The 17,185-nt window shown below is 59.2% G+C and carries 14 protein-coding genes and 1 pseudogene; 7 read left to right on the top strand and 8 right to left on the bottom strand.

All coding sequences use genetic code 11. The annotated features are described in order from the left end of the window. Positions 1 to 249: 249 nt before the first annotated feature. The 3 genes from DRB87_RS00365 to DRB87_RS00375 form a co-directional block, all read right to left on the bottom strand. Positions 250 to 879 carry an ATP-binding cassette domain-containing protein gene (locus tag DRB87_RS00365; protein WP_130024434.1) on the bottom strand — a complete coding sequence of 210 codons (630 nt, stop codon included), beginning with the start codon at positions 877 to 879 and terminating at the stop codon, positions 250 to 252. A gap of 13 nt (positions 880 to 892) precedes the next feature. Continuing rightward, positions 893 to 1,162 (bottom strand): metal/formaldehyde-sensitive transcriptional repressor, encoded by a 270-nt coding sequence (locus tag DRB87_RS00370; protein WP_130024435.1) that lies wholly within the window; start codon positions 1,160 to 1,162, stop codon positions 893 to 895. A gap of 113 nt (positions 1,163 to 1,275) precedes the next feature. Further along, positions 1,276 to 2,154, bottom strand: coding sequence for a LysR substrate-binding domain-containing protein (locus DRB87_RS00375; RefSeq protein ID WP_130024436.1), 879 nt, complete (start codon positions 2,152 to 2,154; stop codon positions 1,276 to 1,278). Between the two features lie 187 nt (positions 2,155 to 2,341). Between DRB87_RS00375 and DRB87_RS00380 the strand changes: the two genes are divergently transcribed. From DRB87_RS00380 to metC, 7 genes and pseudogenes are all read left to right on the top strand, one after another. Continuing rightward, the gene (locus DRB87_RS00380) at positions 2,342 to 3,166 is read left to right on the top strand and encodes a transporter substrate-binding domain-containing protein (protein ID WP_017231481.1); all 825 of its coding nucleotides are present in this window, start codon (positions 2,342 to 2,344) and stop codon (positions 3,164 to 3,166) included. A gap of 15 nt (positions 3,167 to 3,181) precedes the next feature. Then, the gene (locus DRB87_RS00385) at positions 3,182 to 3,874 is read left to right on the top strand and encodes an amino acid ABC transporter permease (RefSeq protein WP_130024437.1); all 693 of its coding nucleotides are present in this window, start codon (positions 3,182 to 3,184) and stop codon (positions 3,872 to 3,874) included. 4 nt (positions 3,875 to 3,878) lie between these two features. Continuing rightward, positions 3,879 to 4,571, top strand: coding sequence for an amino acid ABC transporter permease (locus DRB87_RS00390; RefSeq protein WP_130024438.1), 693 nt, complete (start codon positions 3,879 to 3,881; stop codon positions 4,569 to 4,571). A 35-nt stretch (positions 4,572 to 4,606) separates the two neighbouring features. Further along, a complete protein-coding gene (locus DRB87_RS00395) occupies positions 4,607 to 5,374 on the top strand; it encodes an amino acid ABC transporter ATP-binding protein (RefSeq protein WP_150606822.1) in 768 nt (255 codons plus the stop codon). A gap of 129 nt (positions 5,375 to 5,503) precedes the next feature. Next, positions 5,504 to 6,099 (top strand): annotated as a pseudogene (locus DRB87_RS00400) (hypothetical protein). 157 nt (positions 6,100 to 6,256) lie between these two features. After that, a complete protein-coding gene (locus DRB87_RS00405; protein WP_130024439.1) occupies positions 6,257 to 7,858 on the top strand; it encodes a rhodanese-like domain-containing protein in 1,602 nt (533 codons plus the stop codon). A gap of 103 nt (positions 7,859 to 7,961) precedes the next feature. Beyond that, positions 7,962 to 9,152: a cystathionine beta-lyase gene (metC, locus tag DRB87_RS00410; protein ID WP_130024440.1), complete on the top strand. Its 1,191-nt coding sequence runs from the start codon at positions 7,962 to 7,964 to the stop codon at positions 9,150 to 9,152. Positions 9,153 to 9,378: 226 nt separating this feature from the next. Here the strand turns inward: metC and blaPNC are convergent, their stop codons facing one another. From blaPNC to DRB87_RS00435, 5 genes are all read right to left on the bottom strand, one after another. Further along, positions 9,379 to 10,605 carry a PNC family class C beta-lactamase gene (gene blaPNC / locus DRB87_RS00415; RefSeq protein WP_130024441.1) on the bottom strand — a complete coding sequence of 409 codons (1,227 nt, stop codon included), beginning with the start codon at positions 10,603 to 10,605 and terminating at the stop codon, positions 9,379 to 9,381. A 1,619-nt stretch (positions 10,606 to 12,224) separates the two neighbouring features. Further along, on the bottom strand, positions 12,225 to 13,547 hold the full coding sequence (locus tag DRB87_RS00420; RefSeq protein WP_130024442.1) for an IS5 family transposase: 1,323 nt from the start codon (positions 13,545 to 13,547) through the stop codon (positions 12,225 to 12,227). A 141-nt stretch (positions 13,548 to 13,688) separates the two neighbouring features. Further along, positions 13,689 to 13,958: a hypothetical protein gene (locus DRB87_RS00425; protein ID WP_130024443.1), complete on the bottom strand. Its 270-nt coding sequence runs from the start codon at positions 13,956 to 13,958 to the stop codon at positions 13,689 to 13,691. Positions 13,959 to 15,468: 1,510 nt separating this feature from the next. Beyond that, positions 15,469 to 15,810, bottom strand: coding sequence for a hypothetical protein (locus tag DRB87_RS00430; RefSeq protein ID WP_130024444.1), 342 nt, complete (start codon positions 15,808 to 15,810; stop codon positions 15,469 to 15,471). 9 nt (positions 15,811 to 15,819) lie between these two features. Further along, positions 15,820 to 17,103 (bottom strand): hypothetical protein, encoded by a 1,284-nt coding sequence (locus DRB87_RS00435; protein WP_130024445.1) that lies wholly within the window; start codon positions 17,101 to 17,103, stop codon positions 15,820 to 15,822. Between the last annotated feature and the right edge of the window lie 82 nt (positions 17,104 to 17,185).

Consider the following 17,185-nt stretch of genomic DNA (forward strand, 5'->3'; position numbering starts at 1 on the left):
GGCGACGGGCCGGGCGGTGCCACCTGCGCCGTCGCATTGATACATTGCTGCATTACTCTCTGGCCTTACGGCTGGGGGAGGCGGAAACTTTAATGCGGGCAGGTCAATGGGGGTCTATCGGCGTTCAACGGTGGCGCCTCGCGACGATCGGCACGCCTGTCGTACGTCATCGACGCCTTTGACGGATGAACGAACCCACGGACCAACGCATGAGCGCGCCTTGCGGCGCACAGGAGGGCGAGCGGGAATTCAGAGGGCGCTGGCGCGCGCGAGATCGGGGAAGCCGAGCGTTGTCGCGTGGCAACCGTCCGCCAGCGCGTCGTCGTGGGTCGAGAAGAATACGCAGCCGTCCTGGCCGAGGGCAGTGAACAAGTCGATCAACACGGCGCGGGAGGGGCCATCGAGACCGCCGCTGGGCTCGTCCGCGAGAATCACGCGCGGCGCACCGAACCGGGTGGCGGTCAAATAGAATTTGCGACGCGTGCCGAGCGACATCTGGTCGAAGCGCTTTTCCATATGCGGCATCAGACCAAACCGCTCGGCCAGATCGAGCACGCTGGCACTCAGGTGCGTTTGCCTGTCGGCGGCGCGCTGCTCGAGAAAGCCACGTCCGGTTTGCGACGGCTCGCCCAGGCAGTCGAACGGCACCACGGCGAGCGACGCCTTGGCCTGGGCAGGGGCGTCATGCATGGCGTGTCCGTCGATCCAGACCCGACCATCGTCCGGCACGACCGTGCCGGCGAGCATGCCGAGCAGCGTGGTCTTGCCGCCGCCCCCTTCGTCGCGCAGAGCAAAGCAACCGCGCCCGGCGCGGAAGCTCAGGTGCTCGAAAAGCGTGAAAGTGCCGAAGCGTTTGGCGAGATTTTCGAAACGAAGCATGGGCGGGTGTCGGCTACTTCAGATAGGCCTTGATGACGTGAAGCACGGGGGCCAGTTCGGCCTCGCGGTGGGTCTGCTCGGATTCATTGACGAGGTGATCGACGAGATGGCCTTCGATGACCGCGCCCATCAAGCCGTTGACCGCCCCGCGAATCGCCGCGATCTGCTGGAGAATCTCGATGCAGTCGCCCTCTTCGTTCAACTGACGCTCCAACGCCTGCGCCTGCCCCTGAATGCGACGTACGCGTGCCAGCAACTTGTGCTTTTCCCGAATCGTGTGCACGGTCTGTCGCGCTCCTGTCTGTGTCGATCAAATGGCCAAAAATGTTAGCACGTACATACTAGGGGCAGTATATCCCCGATTCGGCTTCCCGCGGATCGGAGGCGCGCCGCCGATTACTCGCCGATCAGAAACGGCGGACCGAAGCGCGTGGCGATGTGCTCGGTCGACTCGAACAATTCGCGCAGGACCTGACTCGTACACGTCGGCTGCACGTAGAGATAGAACGCGACGTCGGGCAAGCGCGGCAGGCCGTCGGCTTCGGAGAGCACGCGCATGTTCGCATCGAGCAGCTCGGTGGTGCGAGCCGTCACCCCGAGGCCCGCGCTGATCGCCGCCCTGATGCCGGTGAGCGTTGGCGAGATGAAGCTCGTGCGCCAGGCGATGCCCGCCGCGTTGAGCCGCTCGATGGACAGGCGGCGGAACAGGCTCAGTTCGTCGGCCATTACCAGCGGTACAGGCGCGGACGAATTGAAGATGAAGTCATCGGCGCAGATCCACACCATCGGCGAAGTGCGCAGCTTGATGCCGGGGAAGGCTTCGTCGTAGCGTGTCGAGATCGCCAGATCCAGCGCCTTGTCGCGCAAGGCATCCATCAAATGCGGGCTGCGTCCGACGATGATCTCCAACTGCAATTCCGCCGAAAGCTTCGATAGCCGCCGCAGCATGCTCGGCAGAATCGAGTCGGCCACGTCGTGCGGCGACCCGATGCGCAGCTTCTCCACCGGTCCGCGCGTTTGCATGACCTGCACGGCCTGATCGTTGAGCGCCAGAATCTTGTTCGCATAGGCGACCAGCCGCACGCCGTCGGCGGTCATCGCCTTCTGCCGGCCCTGCTTTTCGAACAGCGCGCACCCCATCTCCTGTTCGAGCCGCTGCATCTGCTGGGTGATCGCGGACTGCGTGCGTCCCACGCGCGTGGCGGCTGCCGCAAAGGTCTCGTGCTGCGCTATCGCCACGAAAGTGCGCAGCAGATCGATATCCAGATTTCGCATGGGTTTTGGGTTGATACTTCAGAGCGGCTTAAGTTTTCGAGATAAAAATTAAATTGTTCTCGGGAATTTTGGTCGATAACCTGCCTGACACTCAAGCAATATTTATGTAATCGGTGGTGAGCCGGCGTTGACCGGCCCCCCTGATCATCGATTCGCCCTTCGGTCGAACTCAAGGAGACTCAGGATCATGTGGCAACGACACTTTGCAGCCGCGCTGTTCGCGACACTCGCCATCACGGGCGTCGCACACGCTGACCAACTGGCCGACATCAAGGCGCGCGGCACGCTTGTTTGCGGCACGCAGAACGCCAGCGAGCCGTATGCGTTTCCCGACGCGGCCACGCGCAAGATCGTCGGATTCGACGTTGACGTGTGCAACGCGATCGCGAAGGGGTTGGGCGTGAAGCTCGAACACCGTGCGCTGTCGACCGACGCCCGCATCCCCGAACTCAAGACACATCGCGTTGACGTGCTGGCCGCCGCCGTCGCCTGGATGCCGGCCCGTGCCGCACAGGTTGACTTCAGCGACCAGTACTTCGTTGCCCCGATTCGCGTGCTGGTGCGCGCCGACTCGCCGGTGCAGACGCTCGATCAGCTCGCCGGCAAGAAAATCGCCGCGTCCGAGGGATCCAGCTCGGCCGCCGTATCGGTCACGCGTTTGCCCGATTCAAACCTGCTCACGTTCCACGACATTTCGTCGGCGTTCCTCGCGCTGCAGCAAGGCAAGGTCGAAGGGCTGGTGGCGGGCCAACTGATTCTGGCGCGCTTCGCCAACGAAGCTGCCGCCAAGGGCGGTCAGCAGTATCGACTGCTCACCAAGTCGGTCTTCGAAGAACGTTGGGGCGTGGTGACCAACAAGAACGAACCCGCGCTGCTCGCCGCGGTGAACAAGATTCTGGTCGACTACGACAAGTCGAATGGTTTGCAGGACAGCTTCGACAAGTGGCTCGGCAACAAGTCGGTCTACAAGTTCACGCGCGACTACAAGGTCGAGCCGATCAAGGTGCAGTAAGCGAGACGCGGCGTAATGTTCGATCTTTCGTTTCTGCTCGAAGACGGCTACCTGAAGCTGTTTCGCGACGGGGTGCTGACCACGCTCCAACTGTTCGTGGTCTCGGGGCTGCTGGCAATCGTGGTGGGCGTGGTGCTCACCACGTTGCGCGCCCTGCCGGTGAAGCTCTTCAAGGGCTTCGTGATCGTAGTGGTGGAGTATCACCGCAACGTGCCGGTGCTGGTGCAGATACTCGTGTGGTACTTCGGCGTGCCGCAACTGCTGCCCGAAGGCCTGCGTGACTGGATCAACGCCGGAAACACCGAGTTCGTCTTCGCAACGCTCGCGCTGGCGCTCAATGCCGGCGCGTTCATCTCCGAAGACCTGCGCTCGGGACTGCGCGCGATTCCGCATACGCAACAGGAAGCTGCGTGGTCGATCGGTCTCACGTATTTGCAGTCGTTCCGTTACGTCGTATTGCCGCAGGGCATTCGCGTGGCGACGCCGGCGTTGCTCAACCAGGCGCTGCTGCTCTTCAAGAACAGCTCGCTGGCGATGGCGATTGGCGTGCACGAACTGATGTATCGCACGCGTCAGGTCGACAACCTGACGTTCCGCACGTTCGATGTGTTCATGGTGGCGACGATCCTGTATCTGATCGGCACGCTGGCCTTGATGGCGCTCTCCGAGCACGTTGCCAAACGCCGTACGGCACCCTCGGGAGTTTGAGACGATGTACGAGATCCTGCATGACTATCTCGCGCTGTTCCTCGTCGGGAGCTGGCCCAACGGCCCGCTCGGCGGCGTGGCGATCACGCTCATTCTCTCGGCGCTCGGGCTGGTGATGTCATTCCCGATCGCGGTGGTGATCGGCATGGCGCAAGTCTCGCCGCTGCGCTGGCTGCGACGTGTGGCCGGTGTATGGACGCGGCTGGTGCGCGGCATCCCGCTGCTGATGATCATCTTCTGGGCGTACTTTGCTGTGCCGCTGCTCGTGGGCGCCGAGGTATCGGCATTCACCACGGCCGTGTGCGCGATCATCGTCTACGAGAGCGCCTTCCTGTCGCAGATCGTGCGTGCCGGCCTCGAAGGCCTGCCGCGCGGCCAGATGGAAGCGGCGCGCTCGAACGGGCTGTCGTGGCTGCAAAGCATGCGTTACGTGCAATTGCCGCAGGCGCTCGCGAACATGCTGCCGTCGATCGTGAACCAGTTCGTGTCGATCATCAAGGCGACATCGCTCGCCTATGTGATCGGCGTGCCCGAGTTGACCTACTCGGCCGCGCAGGTCAATACGATCGTGCTGACCAAGCCGCTGCAGACGTTCCTCGTGCTCGCAGCTTTCTATTTCGTGTTGTGTTTCGCCATTTCGCGCTTCGCTGGCTGGCTCGAGCGTCGTATTGCTCGTCAGCGCGCGGGGTTGGCGTGAACGCAGGATTCAAGAAGGAGAACGCGATCATGACCATGCTCGCATTCGAGAAGGTCGATAAGTATTACGGCGAGCATCACGTCCTGAAGGGGATCGACGCCACCATCGGGCGCGGCGAAGTCGTGGTCGTGTGCGGCCCGTCGGGCTCCGGCAAGTCGACGCTGATTCGTACCGTCACGCGGCTCGAAGCCATCCAGAAAGGCCGCATCCTTTTCGAGGGCAAGGACGTCACTGCGCGCGACATCAAGCTCAATCAGTTGCGCGCCCGCATCGGCTTCGTGTTCCAGAGCTTCAATCTGTTTCAGAACCTCTCGGTGCGCCAGAACCTGATGCTCGGACCGACGAAAGTGCTCGGCCTGTCGCGCGACGAAGCCACGGCCCAGGCCGAGACGTTGCTCGCCAAGGTGGGCCTCGCCCACAAGATCGACGCCATGCCGGCCAACCTCTCGGGCGGTCAGCAGCAACGTGTGGCCATTGCCCGCGCGCTTGCCATGAAGCCGCCGCTCATGTTGTTTGATGAGCCGACGAGCGCCCTCGATCCGGAGATGGTGCAGGAGGTGCTGCAAGTGATGCGCTCACTGGCGGAGGAGGGGCTGACAATGATGATCGTCACGCACGAGATGGGTTTCGCGCGCGACGTGTCGAGCCGCGTCTGGTTCATGGACCAGGGACAGTTGCTCGAAGACGCGCCGCCGGCGGAATTCTTCAGCCAGCCGAAGCACGCACGTGCGCAGCGATTCCTGCAGGACGTGCTGCGTCCGTCGCCGATGATCAGCATGCCGCGTGACGCCGTGCCCGCTTGACGGCTACCCGATAAGCACGACGCAGACGACGTACAGACGACGCTTACGACACATACGCCATACCCGAATATGCGACCGTGTTCCCATCGGGACCATCGCAAAACAACGTACTACGGAGAAGACTTCATCATGTCCACGCCTACCCTTGCCGAACAACGTCAGGCCGCCGTCGGCGACGCCATTGCAGCCATGAAGGCGTCGCTGGCCCTGAGGGCGAGACGCGCCCCGCGCTGGCCGCCGTACTCGATCAGGTCAAATCGCTCGCCGCGCGCGCGGCGCTGTGGAACGAGGCCGACTTCCCGCCGCCGGCCGATGGCGAACTGCAAACGCGTTACCTGATTCACGAAGATGCGGACAAGACCTACGCGCTGTACCTGAACGTCATGCGTCCGGGCAAGAAGATCACGCCGCACAACCATACAACGTGGGCCTGCATCGCGGCGGTCGAAGGGGTCGAATACAACTACGTCTACCGCCGTACCGACGACGGCAAGACGCCCGGCGTCGGCACGCTGGAAGTGAGCGACACCGTCGTGGTCGATCCGGGGCACGGCATTGCGCTGGCGTCGGAGGACATTCATGCCGTCGAGATCCAGGGCGACGCACCGATCCGCCACCTGCACATGTACGGCCGTGCGCTGGAGACGCTCACCGAGCGCATCACGTTCGATCTCGCCAAGGGCACGTATCAAGTCATGGATATCGGCGTGAAGACCCGCCGCTAATACCGCAGTGACCGCCGGCGCGAACCGGCGGCAAACCTCCTGACGGCGCGAGTGTTCCTCGCGCTCCCTTTCCACATCGCCCCGCCGGGCGGTGCGGGCCTGCTCATCCCTACGCTTTGGGAATGGCCGGGCGGAACCTGACAATCGACGCAACGCTATGACCTCGTTTACTCCTCACTTTGTGCCGCCCGCCCGCCTCAAGGAATGGCTGCACGACGGCGCCGAGATCGCCGTGTTCGACGTGCGCGAGCATGGCGAGTACGGCGAAGCGCACCTCTTCTATGGCGTGACGCTGCCCTACAGCCGCCTCGAACTCGACATCGTGCGGCTCGCGCCGCGACGCGACGCCCGCGTGGTGCTCTATGACACCGATGCGAGCGTCGCGGTGCAGGCGGCGCAACGTCTGGCTGCACTCGGCTATACCGACGTGCATGTGCTCGAAGGCGGTACCGTCGCCTGGCAACAGGCGGGCTTTCGACTGTTTGCCGGTGTGAACGTGCCGTCGAAGACCTTCGGCGAGCTGGTGGAGATGGCGTATCACACGCCGCGTGTGACGGCGCGCGAGCTGGCCGCCATGCGCGAGCGCGGTGACGATGTGGTAATTCTCGACGGGCGTCCCGTGAGCGAATACCTGAAGATGACGATCCCGTCGTCGATTTGCTGCCCGAACGGCGAGCTCGGCTATCGCATTCGCGAGCTGGCGCCGAACCCCACCACGCCCATCGTCGTGAACTGCGCCGGACGCACGCGCAGCATCATCGGCGCCCAGACGCTCATCAACCTCGGCATTCCCAACCCGGTGATGGCGCTGGAAAACGGCACGCAGGGCTGGTATCTGGAAGATTTGCCGCTGGAGCATGGCAGCACGCGCCGCTATCCGGACGCGGTCGCGCCGTCGAGCCTTGCGCTGATGCGCGAAGCGAGCGGTGCGCTGGCCGAGCGCTTCTCGGTGCCCGAGGTGGAGGCCGCGACGTTTGCGCAATGGGCCACGGACACGTCGCGCACGCTGTTCCTGTGCGACGTGCGCACGCCGGAAGAATTTGCCGCTGGGTCGCTGCCCGGTGCGCAGCACACGCCGGGCGGCCAGTTGATTCAGGCGACGGATCAATACGTGGGCGTGCGTCATGCCCGGGTGGTGCTGTTCGACAACGATGGGGTGCGCGCGCCGATCGTGGCGAGCTGGCTGCGTCAGTTGGGGCATGATGCCTATGTATTGCGCGGCGGACTCGCCAGCGGTGCGTCGCTGCCGTGCCATGCGCCGGCCGTGGACACGATGCTGCCCGAGATCGATGTCGCGACGCTCGCCGCGGCACTGGCCGACGAGCGTGTCACGGTCGTCGATCTGCGCTCGAGCATGAGCTACCGTCGCGAGCATGTGCCGGGTGCGCAGTGGGCGATTCGCCCGCGGCTGCCGAACCTGCCTGCGTCGCGTAACATCGTGCTCGTCGCGGACGAGCGCGGCATCGCGGAACTGTTCGCGGCGGACTGGCGGCGCACGCATGCAAACGACGCGCGCATGGTCTCGTTGCTCAAGGGCGGCTTCAAGGCTTGGGCCGCAGCGGGTCAGCCGGTGGAGAGCACGCCAGAATTGCCGGCAGATGCCGAATGCATCGACTATCTGTTCTTCGTTCACGATCGTCACGACGGCAACAAGGCGGCGGCACGCCAGTATCTCGCGTGGGAGACTGGCTTGCTCGCCCAGCTCGACGACCGGGAGCGCGGCGCGTTCCGTATCGGTGAGCCTGCCGTCGCGAAGTAAGCCACGGCGTTGGCGTGTGCGCCGGTTGCGCACGCCAACGCGTTATCTTCTGACTCGTTCGAAACCTTCGAATCCTTCAAAATCCTATCCCCCACGCTCGATCATGTCTCGACAATCGCCTCCCAAACGTCTCGCTACCCGCCTGGTCAAGGGTGGCACGCACACCGCCGTGGTTGGCGGTCGCGCTGTCAATCCGCCGGTGGTGCGCGCTTCCACCGTGCTGTTCGATACGATGGACGAGATGAACGACGCGCGCCGCCGTCGCGGCACTGAGCGTATGTTCACCTACGGTGCGCGCGGCAATCCGACGGGCTTTGCGCTGGAGGATGTCGTTGCCGACCTGGAAGGCGGCTATCGCACGCGCCTCTTCCCGACCGGGCTCGCAGCGATTTCGATGGTGTTTCTCGCTTACGTGCGCCCCGGCGACCATGTGCTGATCTCGGACTGCGTGTACCAACCGCTGCGCCACTTCGTGGAGACGTTTCTCAAGCCGTGGGGCGTGAATGTGAGCTACTTCCGTGCCGACGGCACTGATGCTGCCGAGCACATGACGCCCAGCACGAAGATGATTTATGTGGAGACGCCGGGATCGCTCGTGTACGAGTTGTGCGACATTCCGGCGCTGGCGGATCTGGCGCATCGCCACGGTGCGTTGCTCGTGGCGGACAACACGTGGGGCTCGGGCGTGCAGTGCCGTCCGCTCATGTTGGGGGCCGACGTTTCGGTCATGGCGGCGACGAAATACCTGAGCGGGCACTCCGACGTCATGATGGGGACGGTCACCACGACGCAGGACGTTTGGCAGACGCTCTCGACGATGGCCGATGCGCAGGGCGTGGCCGTGAGTCCGGACGACGCATATCTGGTGCTGCGCGGTACGCGCACGCTGGCGGCGCGCTTGCAGATGCACGAGCGTCATGCGCTGGAAGTTGCGCATTGGCTCGGCAGTCTGCCCGACGTGGCGCGGGTGTTCTGCCCGGCGTTGCCGACGCATCCGGGGCACGCGCTGTGGCAACGGGATTGTGTGGGCACGAACGGTCTGATTTCGTTCGAGTTTGCCAATGCGACGACGGCGCAAGCGGACCGCTTCGTCGATGCGCTTGAGCTATTCGGCATCGGGGCGTCGTGGGGCGGTTACGAGAGCCTGGCGACGGTATCGAACGTGGCGGGCACGCGCACGTGCGAGGACTGGACGTCTGCCGGCCCGATCGTGCGTCTGCATATCGGTCTGGAAGACCCGCAGGATCTGATCGAGGATATGGCGGCGGCGCTTGAGCAAGTGTTCGGGCGGTGAGGCGTACGGCAGGTGGGTTGGTAGGTAGTTAAAGCGTTGAGGTGCTGGGCCGTCAAGACCTTGCGTTGTCGAGGTGTTGGGAGTTAAGGCGCCAGGGCATTGCTGCGGTCGTGTGTGCAGGCGTTTGCGCGATGTCGCGTTACGGCGCCAAAGCCTCGGGGGCTTCAGCGCTGACCCTGAATCACAAAGAGGGCGCGGGCGAGGACGCCCGCAGCCGTGCACGTCGTTACTTCCCTGCGGGGGAGGTGTGTGCACCCCCGTCGAGGGTGGTCAGAATGTCGTGCGCCGCGCGGATGCGCTCGCCCATCGCGTAGTTTTTGTTTGCGAGCAGCACGATGCCCATCTGCTTCGACGGGACGAAGGCGACATAAGCGCCGAAGCCGTTCGTCGAACCCGTCTTGTTGATCCAGGCGACGGGCGTGGGGGCCATAGGCGGCGCTAGTTCGCGAACGGCCGTTGGCTCGTAAGCCATTCGGGCCGAGTTGCCGTCAAGCAGTGCATCGACGCTGACCGGATACGTGTACTGCTCCCAAATCAGGTCCTGCGTGATCGGCTTGTCGAAGAAGTAGCCCGTGTGGGTCGCGCTGATCGCTTGCCGCAGCCGGTCGTCCTGCACTGGCTGTCCGAGGTTGGCGCGAACGAACCGCAGCAGGTCGCTCGCCGTCGTCTTCACACCATACGCCTCTTGATCGAACACACCTGGTGAGACGCGAATCGGCTTGCCATCCTTCCCATATCCCCACGCGTAGTTGGCCTGCTGATCCTTCGGCACCCGGAGGTAGGTGTGCTGCATGTCGAGTGGCTTGAAGACGTGCTCGGTCACGAGTGTTGCGAAGTCGCCGTGCATGGCGCGTGCGGTGATCCAGCCGAGGGCACCGATGCTCACGTTCGAATAGGTGCGCACCGTGCCGGTGGGTTTCGCCGGCTTCCATGACTTGAGGTATTGCAGGATGTCGTGGGTGCTATGAACGTTGTCCGGCACTTGAAGCGGCATGCCGCCGGTCGTGTGCGTGCCGAGATTGACGAGTTTCACGTCGCCGAAAGGCGTGCCTGCAAGTTCGGGGACGAAGTGGCTGGTCTTGTCGGTGAGCGAGAGGGCACCGACGCTTTGCGCATAAGCGGCTAGCGTCGCCGTGAACGTCTTGCTGACCGAACCCAGCTCGAAAAGCGTGTCGGCCGTGACGGGTGTGTTGGCCTTCTTGTCGGCCACGCCGTAATTGAAGACGTAGGCATGCCCGTCGTAGACGACGCCGACGGCCATGCCGGGAATGTCCTGCCGGGCCATCAACGGGGTGATGGTCTTGTCGACGAGCGATTTGATTTCGTCTTGCCGGGGATTGGTCTGGACCTGTGCTTGCGGCTCGGCGGCGTAACTGCGCGCGCTGAACGTCATCCAGGTGATGGCGGCGGTCGCAGCGAGTGCGGCGAAAACGGTGAGATAGGGCTTTGTCATCTAGGGTCGTCTCCGTGTAGGCAGGCGCTTGGGACGCATGAGGCACAAAGGTACAGCAGGCCGGTTGCGCCTCATGGTAAAGCGCGGTGATTCATGCCCCGAAGCGTAATCGCTAATCGATGAGTATTCTCGGCATAACGACGTAACGAACGTAACCGATGTAATGGATGCAACCGGAGCGCGTGAGGGGCGGCGGGCTCGCTAAGCTTGGCGGACGGGAGTAGTGCGTCGGCCGGAAAGTCGCCTTTCTGACGTCAAGCGCTATTCCGATCGCCGCTGCCGGCAACGTTGACGAGATGGACGCGGAAGATAAAAAACCCAACTGAAGCATTCGCGTTATGCGCTTAACCTAAGCAGGTGTCCCTGGGTCATTACACTTGTCTGTCGGCCACTAGGACGACATCAACGCAGACCATGCGTGTGCCCGTTTGCTTAAAATATAAATCTCTTCAGAAGCAACCCTACAAAAACGGAAAAAGTGATGCCGAAGCATGTCCAATAGATAATCTTCCCGCGTGACGTGAAGTTCTTGTATTCCTCTTCGGACGGACCACGAACCATCGCATGCCTCCATTGACTTATTTTCGCCGTTGCCTACTGGCGTTGCTCGAATCCACGGGACGACGCTGAAACCCACGCAGCCAGGACTGCATACACCGAGCTCGATCGCAGTATTTAGTCGCCTAATGCTTCTGGACAATGATTTAGGCGAGAACGCTCGCCATGTAGAGGTGTCTGATGACCAAGCAACGACGTACGTTTTTCCCGGATTTCAAATAGCAGGCCGTGTGCCGGATGCTCGACCGGGGCCATAGCCATATGGAGGTAAACCGTTCGGGTGGCGTCGGTGAGACGGTGCTGCATCGCCGGGTCCGACAGCTCCAGATGGAACGTCAAGGCGTCGAGCCGCGGGGCATTTCCGTTGACCTTCGGTCGTTGCGAGTGCCAACTTTAAGTGGATGAGGGGACATCGCGATGCCACGTGCGTGGTTGAGTTGTGGCCATTAATTATCTACAGGCCTTGAGAGTTGCCGCGTTGTACTTCATGGATATGAGAACGGTTGGGATGTTTTCGTAATCCCCAGCGTTTTGTTGAATTTCGGCGAGCACACCATGCTTGCAGAATGAAGCGGATGTGGCCGGGAGTAATTTCCAGCCCATGTCAACTAACGTCGCGATATTCTGCTCGCGAAGCTCATACGACCACGAGTCTTTCCGAATTAGTGCAAACAGAAGTGCGGTACCAAACTTCGCGTTTTCATGTCGGTGGACGATAGCCCCCCGTTTGCGAGAATTTCCGTCATGTCTGCTTTCATCATGACCATCCTGTGATTTGCGTCAGTCGTTGAAGGATTCCTTATCAACGTGTAAGTGAGGATACACAGCCACAATGCGATAGTAAGTATCGCAACGTAGTACTTGATTGGGTATCCAAGGATTTGCTGGCTCAGCATGGGATTACTGTTTTACCGGGAGTTCGTATATAGGGGCGGCGCTTGTGCCGGCGCTCCCCTCAAGAATTACCCTTCTTGTCGGTCCGCCGACACCCACCCCAATCTCGGTGGCTGTTGACCTTACCTCGTCGGCCCTGAACAATTCATTTTGCTCGGCAAATGAGTTCACGCTGCCGACGGCGTAGCGGTTTCGAAGCCAAGCAAAGCGACGAGAATCAGGGCGTAAAAAAGCCGCAGCTTGCGCAGGATCATCCGCAGATTGTGGCCTGCGCCGCACAGCACCGCGTGCATTGCATCACCGAGCGCACCCTTGAGCCAATTGCGATCGAGTTTTCCATCTGCCTTCATGTGTCCGATGGCTGGCTCGATCGCGCTGCGCCGCCGGATCATCGCGCGCAAGCCTCGCGTGATACCGCGTCGCAGCCCCGGGTGATAGACCTTCACACCGTCAATGGCGACACCCTTGTAGCCGCGATCGACGACGGCGATCTGCGGCTGAACGTCGCTCAAGATCGCCGCCTGCTCCAACGCTTCGGCCAACGTGTGCCCGTCGTACGGATTACCCGGCATCGAGCGCGCGCCGATTACGAGACCTTCCTTGTGCGTCGTCGTGATCGACACCTTCACGCCGAACTCGTACGGCTTACGAGCTTTGCCCTTGGCCAAGCACTCCACTTCCGGCGCATGCAGCGCGTACAGCTTGTTCTTGTCCTTCTGCTTCTGCGTGAGAATGCGCTTCGTGCGGCCAATCAGATCTTCCAGCGACGCCCGGCTTGGCTGTGCAACGTCGTCCAGTTGCCGCTCGACGTCGCGCATCACGCGTCCCACTCGCGAACGCAACGTGCGCAGCGCTTTCTTCATCCGCTTGTACTGCTTCGCATGGGCGTAGCGACCGATCTGGCCTGCCAGTCGTGGCGCTTCGCGGTTGTAGTTCTGCCGCAGCTTCAGCCCATGCCGCTCAGCAGCCTTCACCAGATGTTCCCGGCAACGTTCGAGCAGGCGCGAATCAGTGGGATGCGCGATCGCCTTCTCCATGACCGTCGTATCAACGATTACCCGCTTCAGGCTCGACGTCTTGATGACGTTCCCTCGTTTGGCCGCCTCGATGGTCTCGGCGAGCAGTTCCTCAACACCAGCCTCGCCCAGACGCTTCCTCCAGCGCGTCAGGCTCGACGGATCAATCGGCGGCTGCGTCTGCAGGTACGTCTCGCCGGTGAACACTTGCCAGTACGGGTTCTCAAGCCATTGCCATACCACCTCTTCATCCGACAGATCGAACGCGTGCTGCAAGTACAGCAGCCCTGCAATCAAACGCGGCGACGTTGCCGGTCGCCCGCGATGCGACACGAAGCTCGCACTCATCGCCGCGTTCAACCGCTCCCAGTCGATCAGATCGGCAAGGCGAACCAACGGATGCTTCAAGTTGATCTGCTCGCGCAGCGGTTGGCGGAAGAAATCTCCCTCTGGCACCAGCGTCTTCGGACCCATCCACACCTCGTCAGGATTTGCAGGATTCACGCATCAATATGCCCGCTTCTTGCAAATCCAACAACACCGTTTCGGCTTCACAGCCTTACTGCATACGCCTCGCACGATTATTCAGGTCCGACTACCTCGCCAAAGTCCTCGTCAAGACCCGTCCTCATCGTCGCGCTTTGAGCGATACGAATTACGGGCTTTCTTGTAGCGACTATCGAAGGGTTTGATTTTGAGAATTTTGGCGCGGCTCGTCATTCCGCCGACAAGTGCGACTGTGAATCCAATCAACAGGAGCGCGCGCGCCCAAACAACGGAGAAATCGATTTCAATTGCTGCAACGGCAATGGCAATGCCAACGAGGGTGAGTAGTAGACGCACCCACGCACTCAGGTTCCCATCTTCTACGAATCGAATATTCATTATTTTTTCGTTGCGCCTGCTCCAGCCACTTCATTTTCGCGATTTCAAACACGCCAGATCTTGCGTCTAGTTCGCTTCATCGGTCAGCGTGATCGTCTCACTCTCAATGCGTGATATTTTTAGTTTGTACTGGTAATCCGACGATCATGAACTCTCCATCAGTCCTGTTAACGTCGGAAAAGATAAAGGTCAAAATCGGGATGTTTTTTACTCGATTCTCTTTAGGTTTATCCAAGAAATTGCAATAAGGGCAATTGTAAGTAGGGTTCCTCTTGTCATGACCGATTTAATATTTACGGAGGAGGTCAAAAAGTCGATGCTCAATTCCTTGGCGCATCCTGGAATAAATAAGCAGTGTATGGTCAGGCCGACGATCCATGCCAAATATATCCCGGCAAGGCAAATTCCCCATGCTCCAAAAAATGCGATAAGCCAACGAATCATTTTTTCTGTCCCTTGCCGGATGGTATCGAAATTGACGTCGCCATTTCTTGAATGACGCTGCCTCCAACTGTGCCGGCGATCACGCCAAGTGTATTCGGGGGAATGCATACCATCCTTTCCCGGATAAAAAAGCCGCGTGCTGTGCATTCGTAAGGGCTATTGATGGTCGCGCGAATGACGCCCTTGCCGCTTGCCGATGCCGAACAAGAAACCAGTCAGAATTTCTCCTGTTCATCATCCGGTAGGTCGTAAGTTTTTCTGGCTTCTGTATAGCTTGCATCGAAAGGTCGGATATTCAATGTACGTGCGCGGCTGTTTAAGCCGCCAATTATCATGAGTTAAAATCCAAATAATGCTAGAAGTGTGCTGAATATTGAGGGTGTGGTGTATTTGAAAGTAAAATGCGACATGCCGATTCCGGTGAAAATTAGTGCGGTGCATATCCATCTGGTTAGATTTTATTCGTGTGTTATTTTAATTTTATTCGTCGAGCACATAGTGAGTGTCCGCAGGAAGGGCATTTTCTTGATAATAAATCAACATACGGGATTGCTTTTCCGTGAGGAATTGATTTGCAATTTTGGCATCGATAAAAAGCTCCAATTACAAAAATAATCGAAAAGACAAGTGCGAGCACATGAGCGGCTGAAACCCACTGATATTCGCTGGGAATATATTTTAAAAATGGAAAAGTCAGAAATCCAAGTGCAAGGATTGTTATTGTTGAAATTCTTGCTAGGTTGATTTTTTGTATTTGTTTCTGGTTTCATTGTTTTGATTTAGTTTTAAATTAAATTGTGTTGATTTTCGCTTCCGTTGCATGGGCATAAACGTGGTGTGACGCCGGCTATCACCTTTTCTTCCCAATAGAAGCTCGTTGTCGGTGGGTCAAGAGTATTTGAAATACAGGACTGCCGCTGCGATGATCTGGTCGCTCAAAGGCGCGACAATAGAATTTTAGGCTGAAGCAGAGTCAATTCGATAATGTGACGACTTTTGATTTCTTCGCAACCAAGCATATCGATGGAGGACGCTCTAAATAATCAAAATTATCTTTGGCAAGAAATTAGTATATCGATCGACTAATATTAATTTTATGTCGACGGCAATAAACAATAAACTCAGCATCATTATTCAATTGAAGCAAATTAATTAAAGCGGAAATCGATGAAACTAAATCAGGAAAAGTTTCCCATATTTGCCATGGTCCTTCCGGTGAGAAGTAATACCAATATCCGGCCAACGCATCACTGGGCGCTTGGAGTTTTCTTGATCTAATTTCATAAATGATCTGCATCAATCGGCTTCTGTATAAGTTCCGAATGTTCTCGTTGCGCTCAGCAATCTGGACAAGCAAGTCCTCGGTGCGACTAGCTTGTTCTGCAAGATAGGTGGACAACATGAGCATGATTGCTTCCTAGCGAATAATCCCACCCTGGATGGCCTTGGGAGGAGTAAAGCTCCCAAGATTCGGCACGATATATTGCGTTAAGCCTCCCGCAGCAGTGAACTGCCCTTGGCTGACAGGTGCGATAGTGCTTTGGTAAGCCGTCGCTAATACTCCAGGCTGTGGTTGAATTGAGAAGGCTTGAAATCCTTTGATACCGCCGTTGGCAAAACTCGATGCGGGCAACCCCAACGCATTTGCGACCGAAGTTGCGCTCGCACTTTGGCCAATAAACAAATCATACTGTGCGCGTGACATATAGAAAGAACTGACGCCTGGATTATTCCCAAACGGAACAAGCCGAATCAGCTCATCATTTCTCCCGAGTTGAACAACCGTCGGAAGTGTCTGACCAGACCTAACGGCGTTCCCCGTAAGCGTTTCGGCGAGTTGAGAGTTTCCGCCCACTGCCTGTAGATAGTCGTTGTACATAGAACGGACAACAGCATTGCTGTCTATCATGCCGGAACTGAACGGCACTCCCTTCGGCGAGAAGGCCGCGTTCGTATACGTTTCACGGGCAGCAGTATTTAACAATGCCGCCCGCGTTGTTGCTTGGTTTGCTACCGCGCCAGCAGTCGCTGCTCCGCCAACGCCAAGGGCCGCTTCAAGCAGCCCTGCGGCCGGCGGCGACATGCCTAACCCCTTCAAGGCTTGATTCAGGAGGGTCGCTTCCGATTGCCCCGAAACCGCTTGTTTCGAACCAGCGTACATCGCGTCCGCGCTTACACCCGCAACAAAGGCATTAGCCACGCAACCAACACCGGTCACGCATGAAACAGGAGCACTCGTTATGGCACCAGCAATTCCCACTGCGCCTAAGACGGCTTGGCCCGCTCCCAAGCCGCGTCTAGTAATTTGGTACGTATTGTTCAACTGCTTGGCGGCATCCACGTGTGCGTCGCTGAACATGCCAGATGTGCTATAGCCGAACATGCTCACCTGCTTTTCTAGAAGCTGGCGTTCGCCTGAGAGAGCGTCGCTTGCGCCGAATTCTGCGATCTTCTGGAGTTGCTGGTAAGCCGCACTCTCTTCCGGATACTCGGCATAACAGCTTGTCAACGCACAAGCCGCTGCCGTTAGGCGTGCCTCCTTAGCTTCATCGTATTCTGCAAGCTGTTTGATCCTCTGAATTTCATCCGGATGCAACTGCCGATTAAACCGATCAGTATTGAACCCAGTAAACGCCCCCGAAGTCCCGCCTGCCACCGCACCTATCGCAGTACCTACACCCGTGACCACAATCTGGGCCAATGCCTGATCGATATCGGCGTTGCCTGTCGGACTGGCATTCTTGATTTCATTACTAAGCTCATTCAGCGCACCGCCAAGCTTC

The sequence above is a fragment of the Pandoraea sp. XY-2 genome, from assembly GCF_004193915.1.
Classification (GTDB): Bacteria; Pseudomonadota; Gammaproteobacteria; order Burkholderiales; family Burkholderiaceae; genus Pandoraea; species Pandoraea cepalis.

Bases quoted from the DNA above. Each gene is read 5' to 3' on its own strand.
- DRB87_RS00420 (WP_130024442.1), bottom strand. From the start codon at position 13,547: ATGGGTCCGAAGACGCTGGTGCCAGAGGGAGATTTCTTCCGCCAACCG.
- DRB87_RS00430 (WP_130024444.1), bottom strand. From the start codon at position 15,810: ATGCTCATGTTGTCCACCTATCTTGCAGAACAAGCTAGTCGCACCGAG.
- DRB87_RS00385 (WP_130024437.1), top strand. From the start codon at position 3,182: ATGTTCGATCTTTCGTTTCTGCTCGAAGACGGCTACCTGAAGCTGTTT.
- DRB87_RS00380 (WP_017231481.1), top strand. From the start codon at position 2,342: ATGTGGCAACGACACTTTGCAGCCGCGCTGTTCGCGACACTCGCCATC.
- DRB87_RS00395 (WP_150606822.1), top strand. From the start codon at position 4,607: ATGCTCGCATTCGAGAAGGTCGATAAGTATTACGGCGAGCATCACGTC.
- DRB87_RS00365 (WP_130024434.1), bottom strand. From the start codon at position 879: ATGCTTCGTTTCGAAAATCTCGCCAAACGCTTCGGCACTTTCACGCTT.
- blaPNC (WP_130024441.1), bottom strand. From the start codon at position 10,605: ATGACAAAGCCCTATCTCACCGTTTTCGCCGCACTCGCTGCGACCGCC.
- DRB87_RS00425 (WP_130024443.1), bottom strand. From the start codon at position 13,958: ATGAATATTCGATTCGTAGAAGATGGGAACCTGAGTGCGTGGGTGCGT.
- DRB87_RS00405 (WP_130024439.1), top strand. From the start codon at position 6,257: ATGACCTCGTTTACTCCTCACTTTGTGCCGCCCGCCCGCCTCAAGGAA.
- DRB87_RS00375 (WP_130024436.1), bottom strand. From the start codon at position 2,154: ATGCGAAATCTGGATATCGATCTGCTGCGCACTTTCGTGGCGATAGCG.
- DRB87_RS00390 (WP_130024438.1), top strand. From the start codon at position 3,879: ATGTACGAGATCCTGCATGACTATCTCGCGCTGTTCCTCGTCGGGAGC.
- metC (WP_130024440.1), top strand. From the start codon at position 7,962: ATGTCTCGACAATCGCCTCCCAAACGTCTCGCTACCCGCCTGGTCAAG.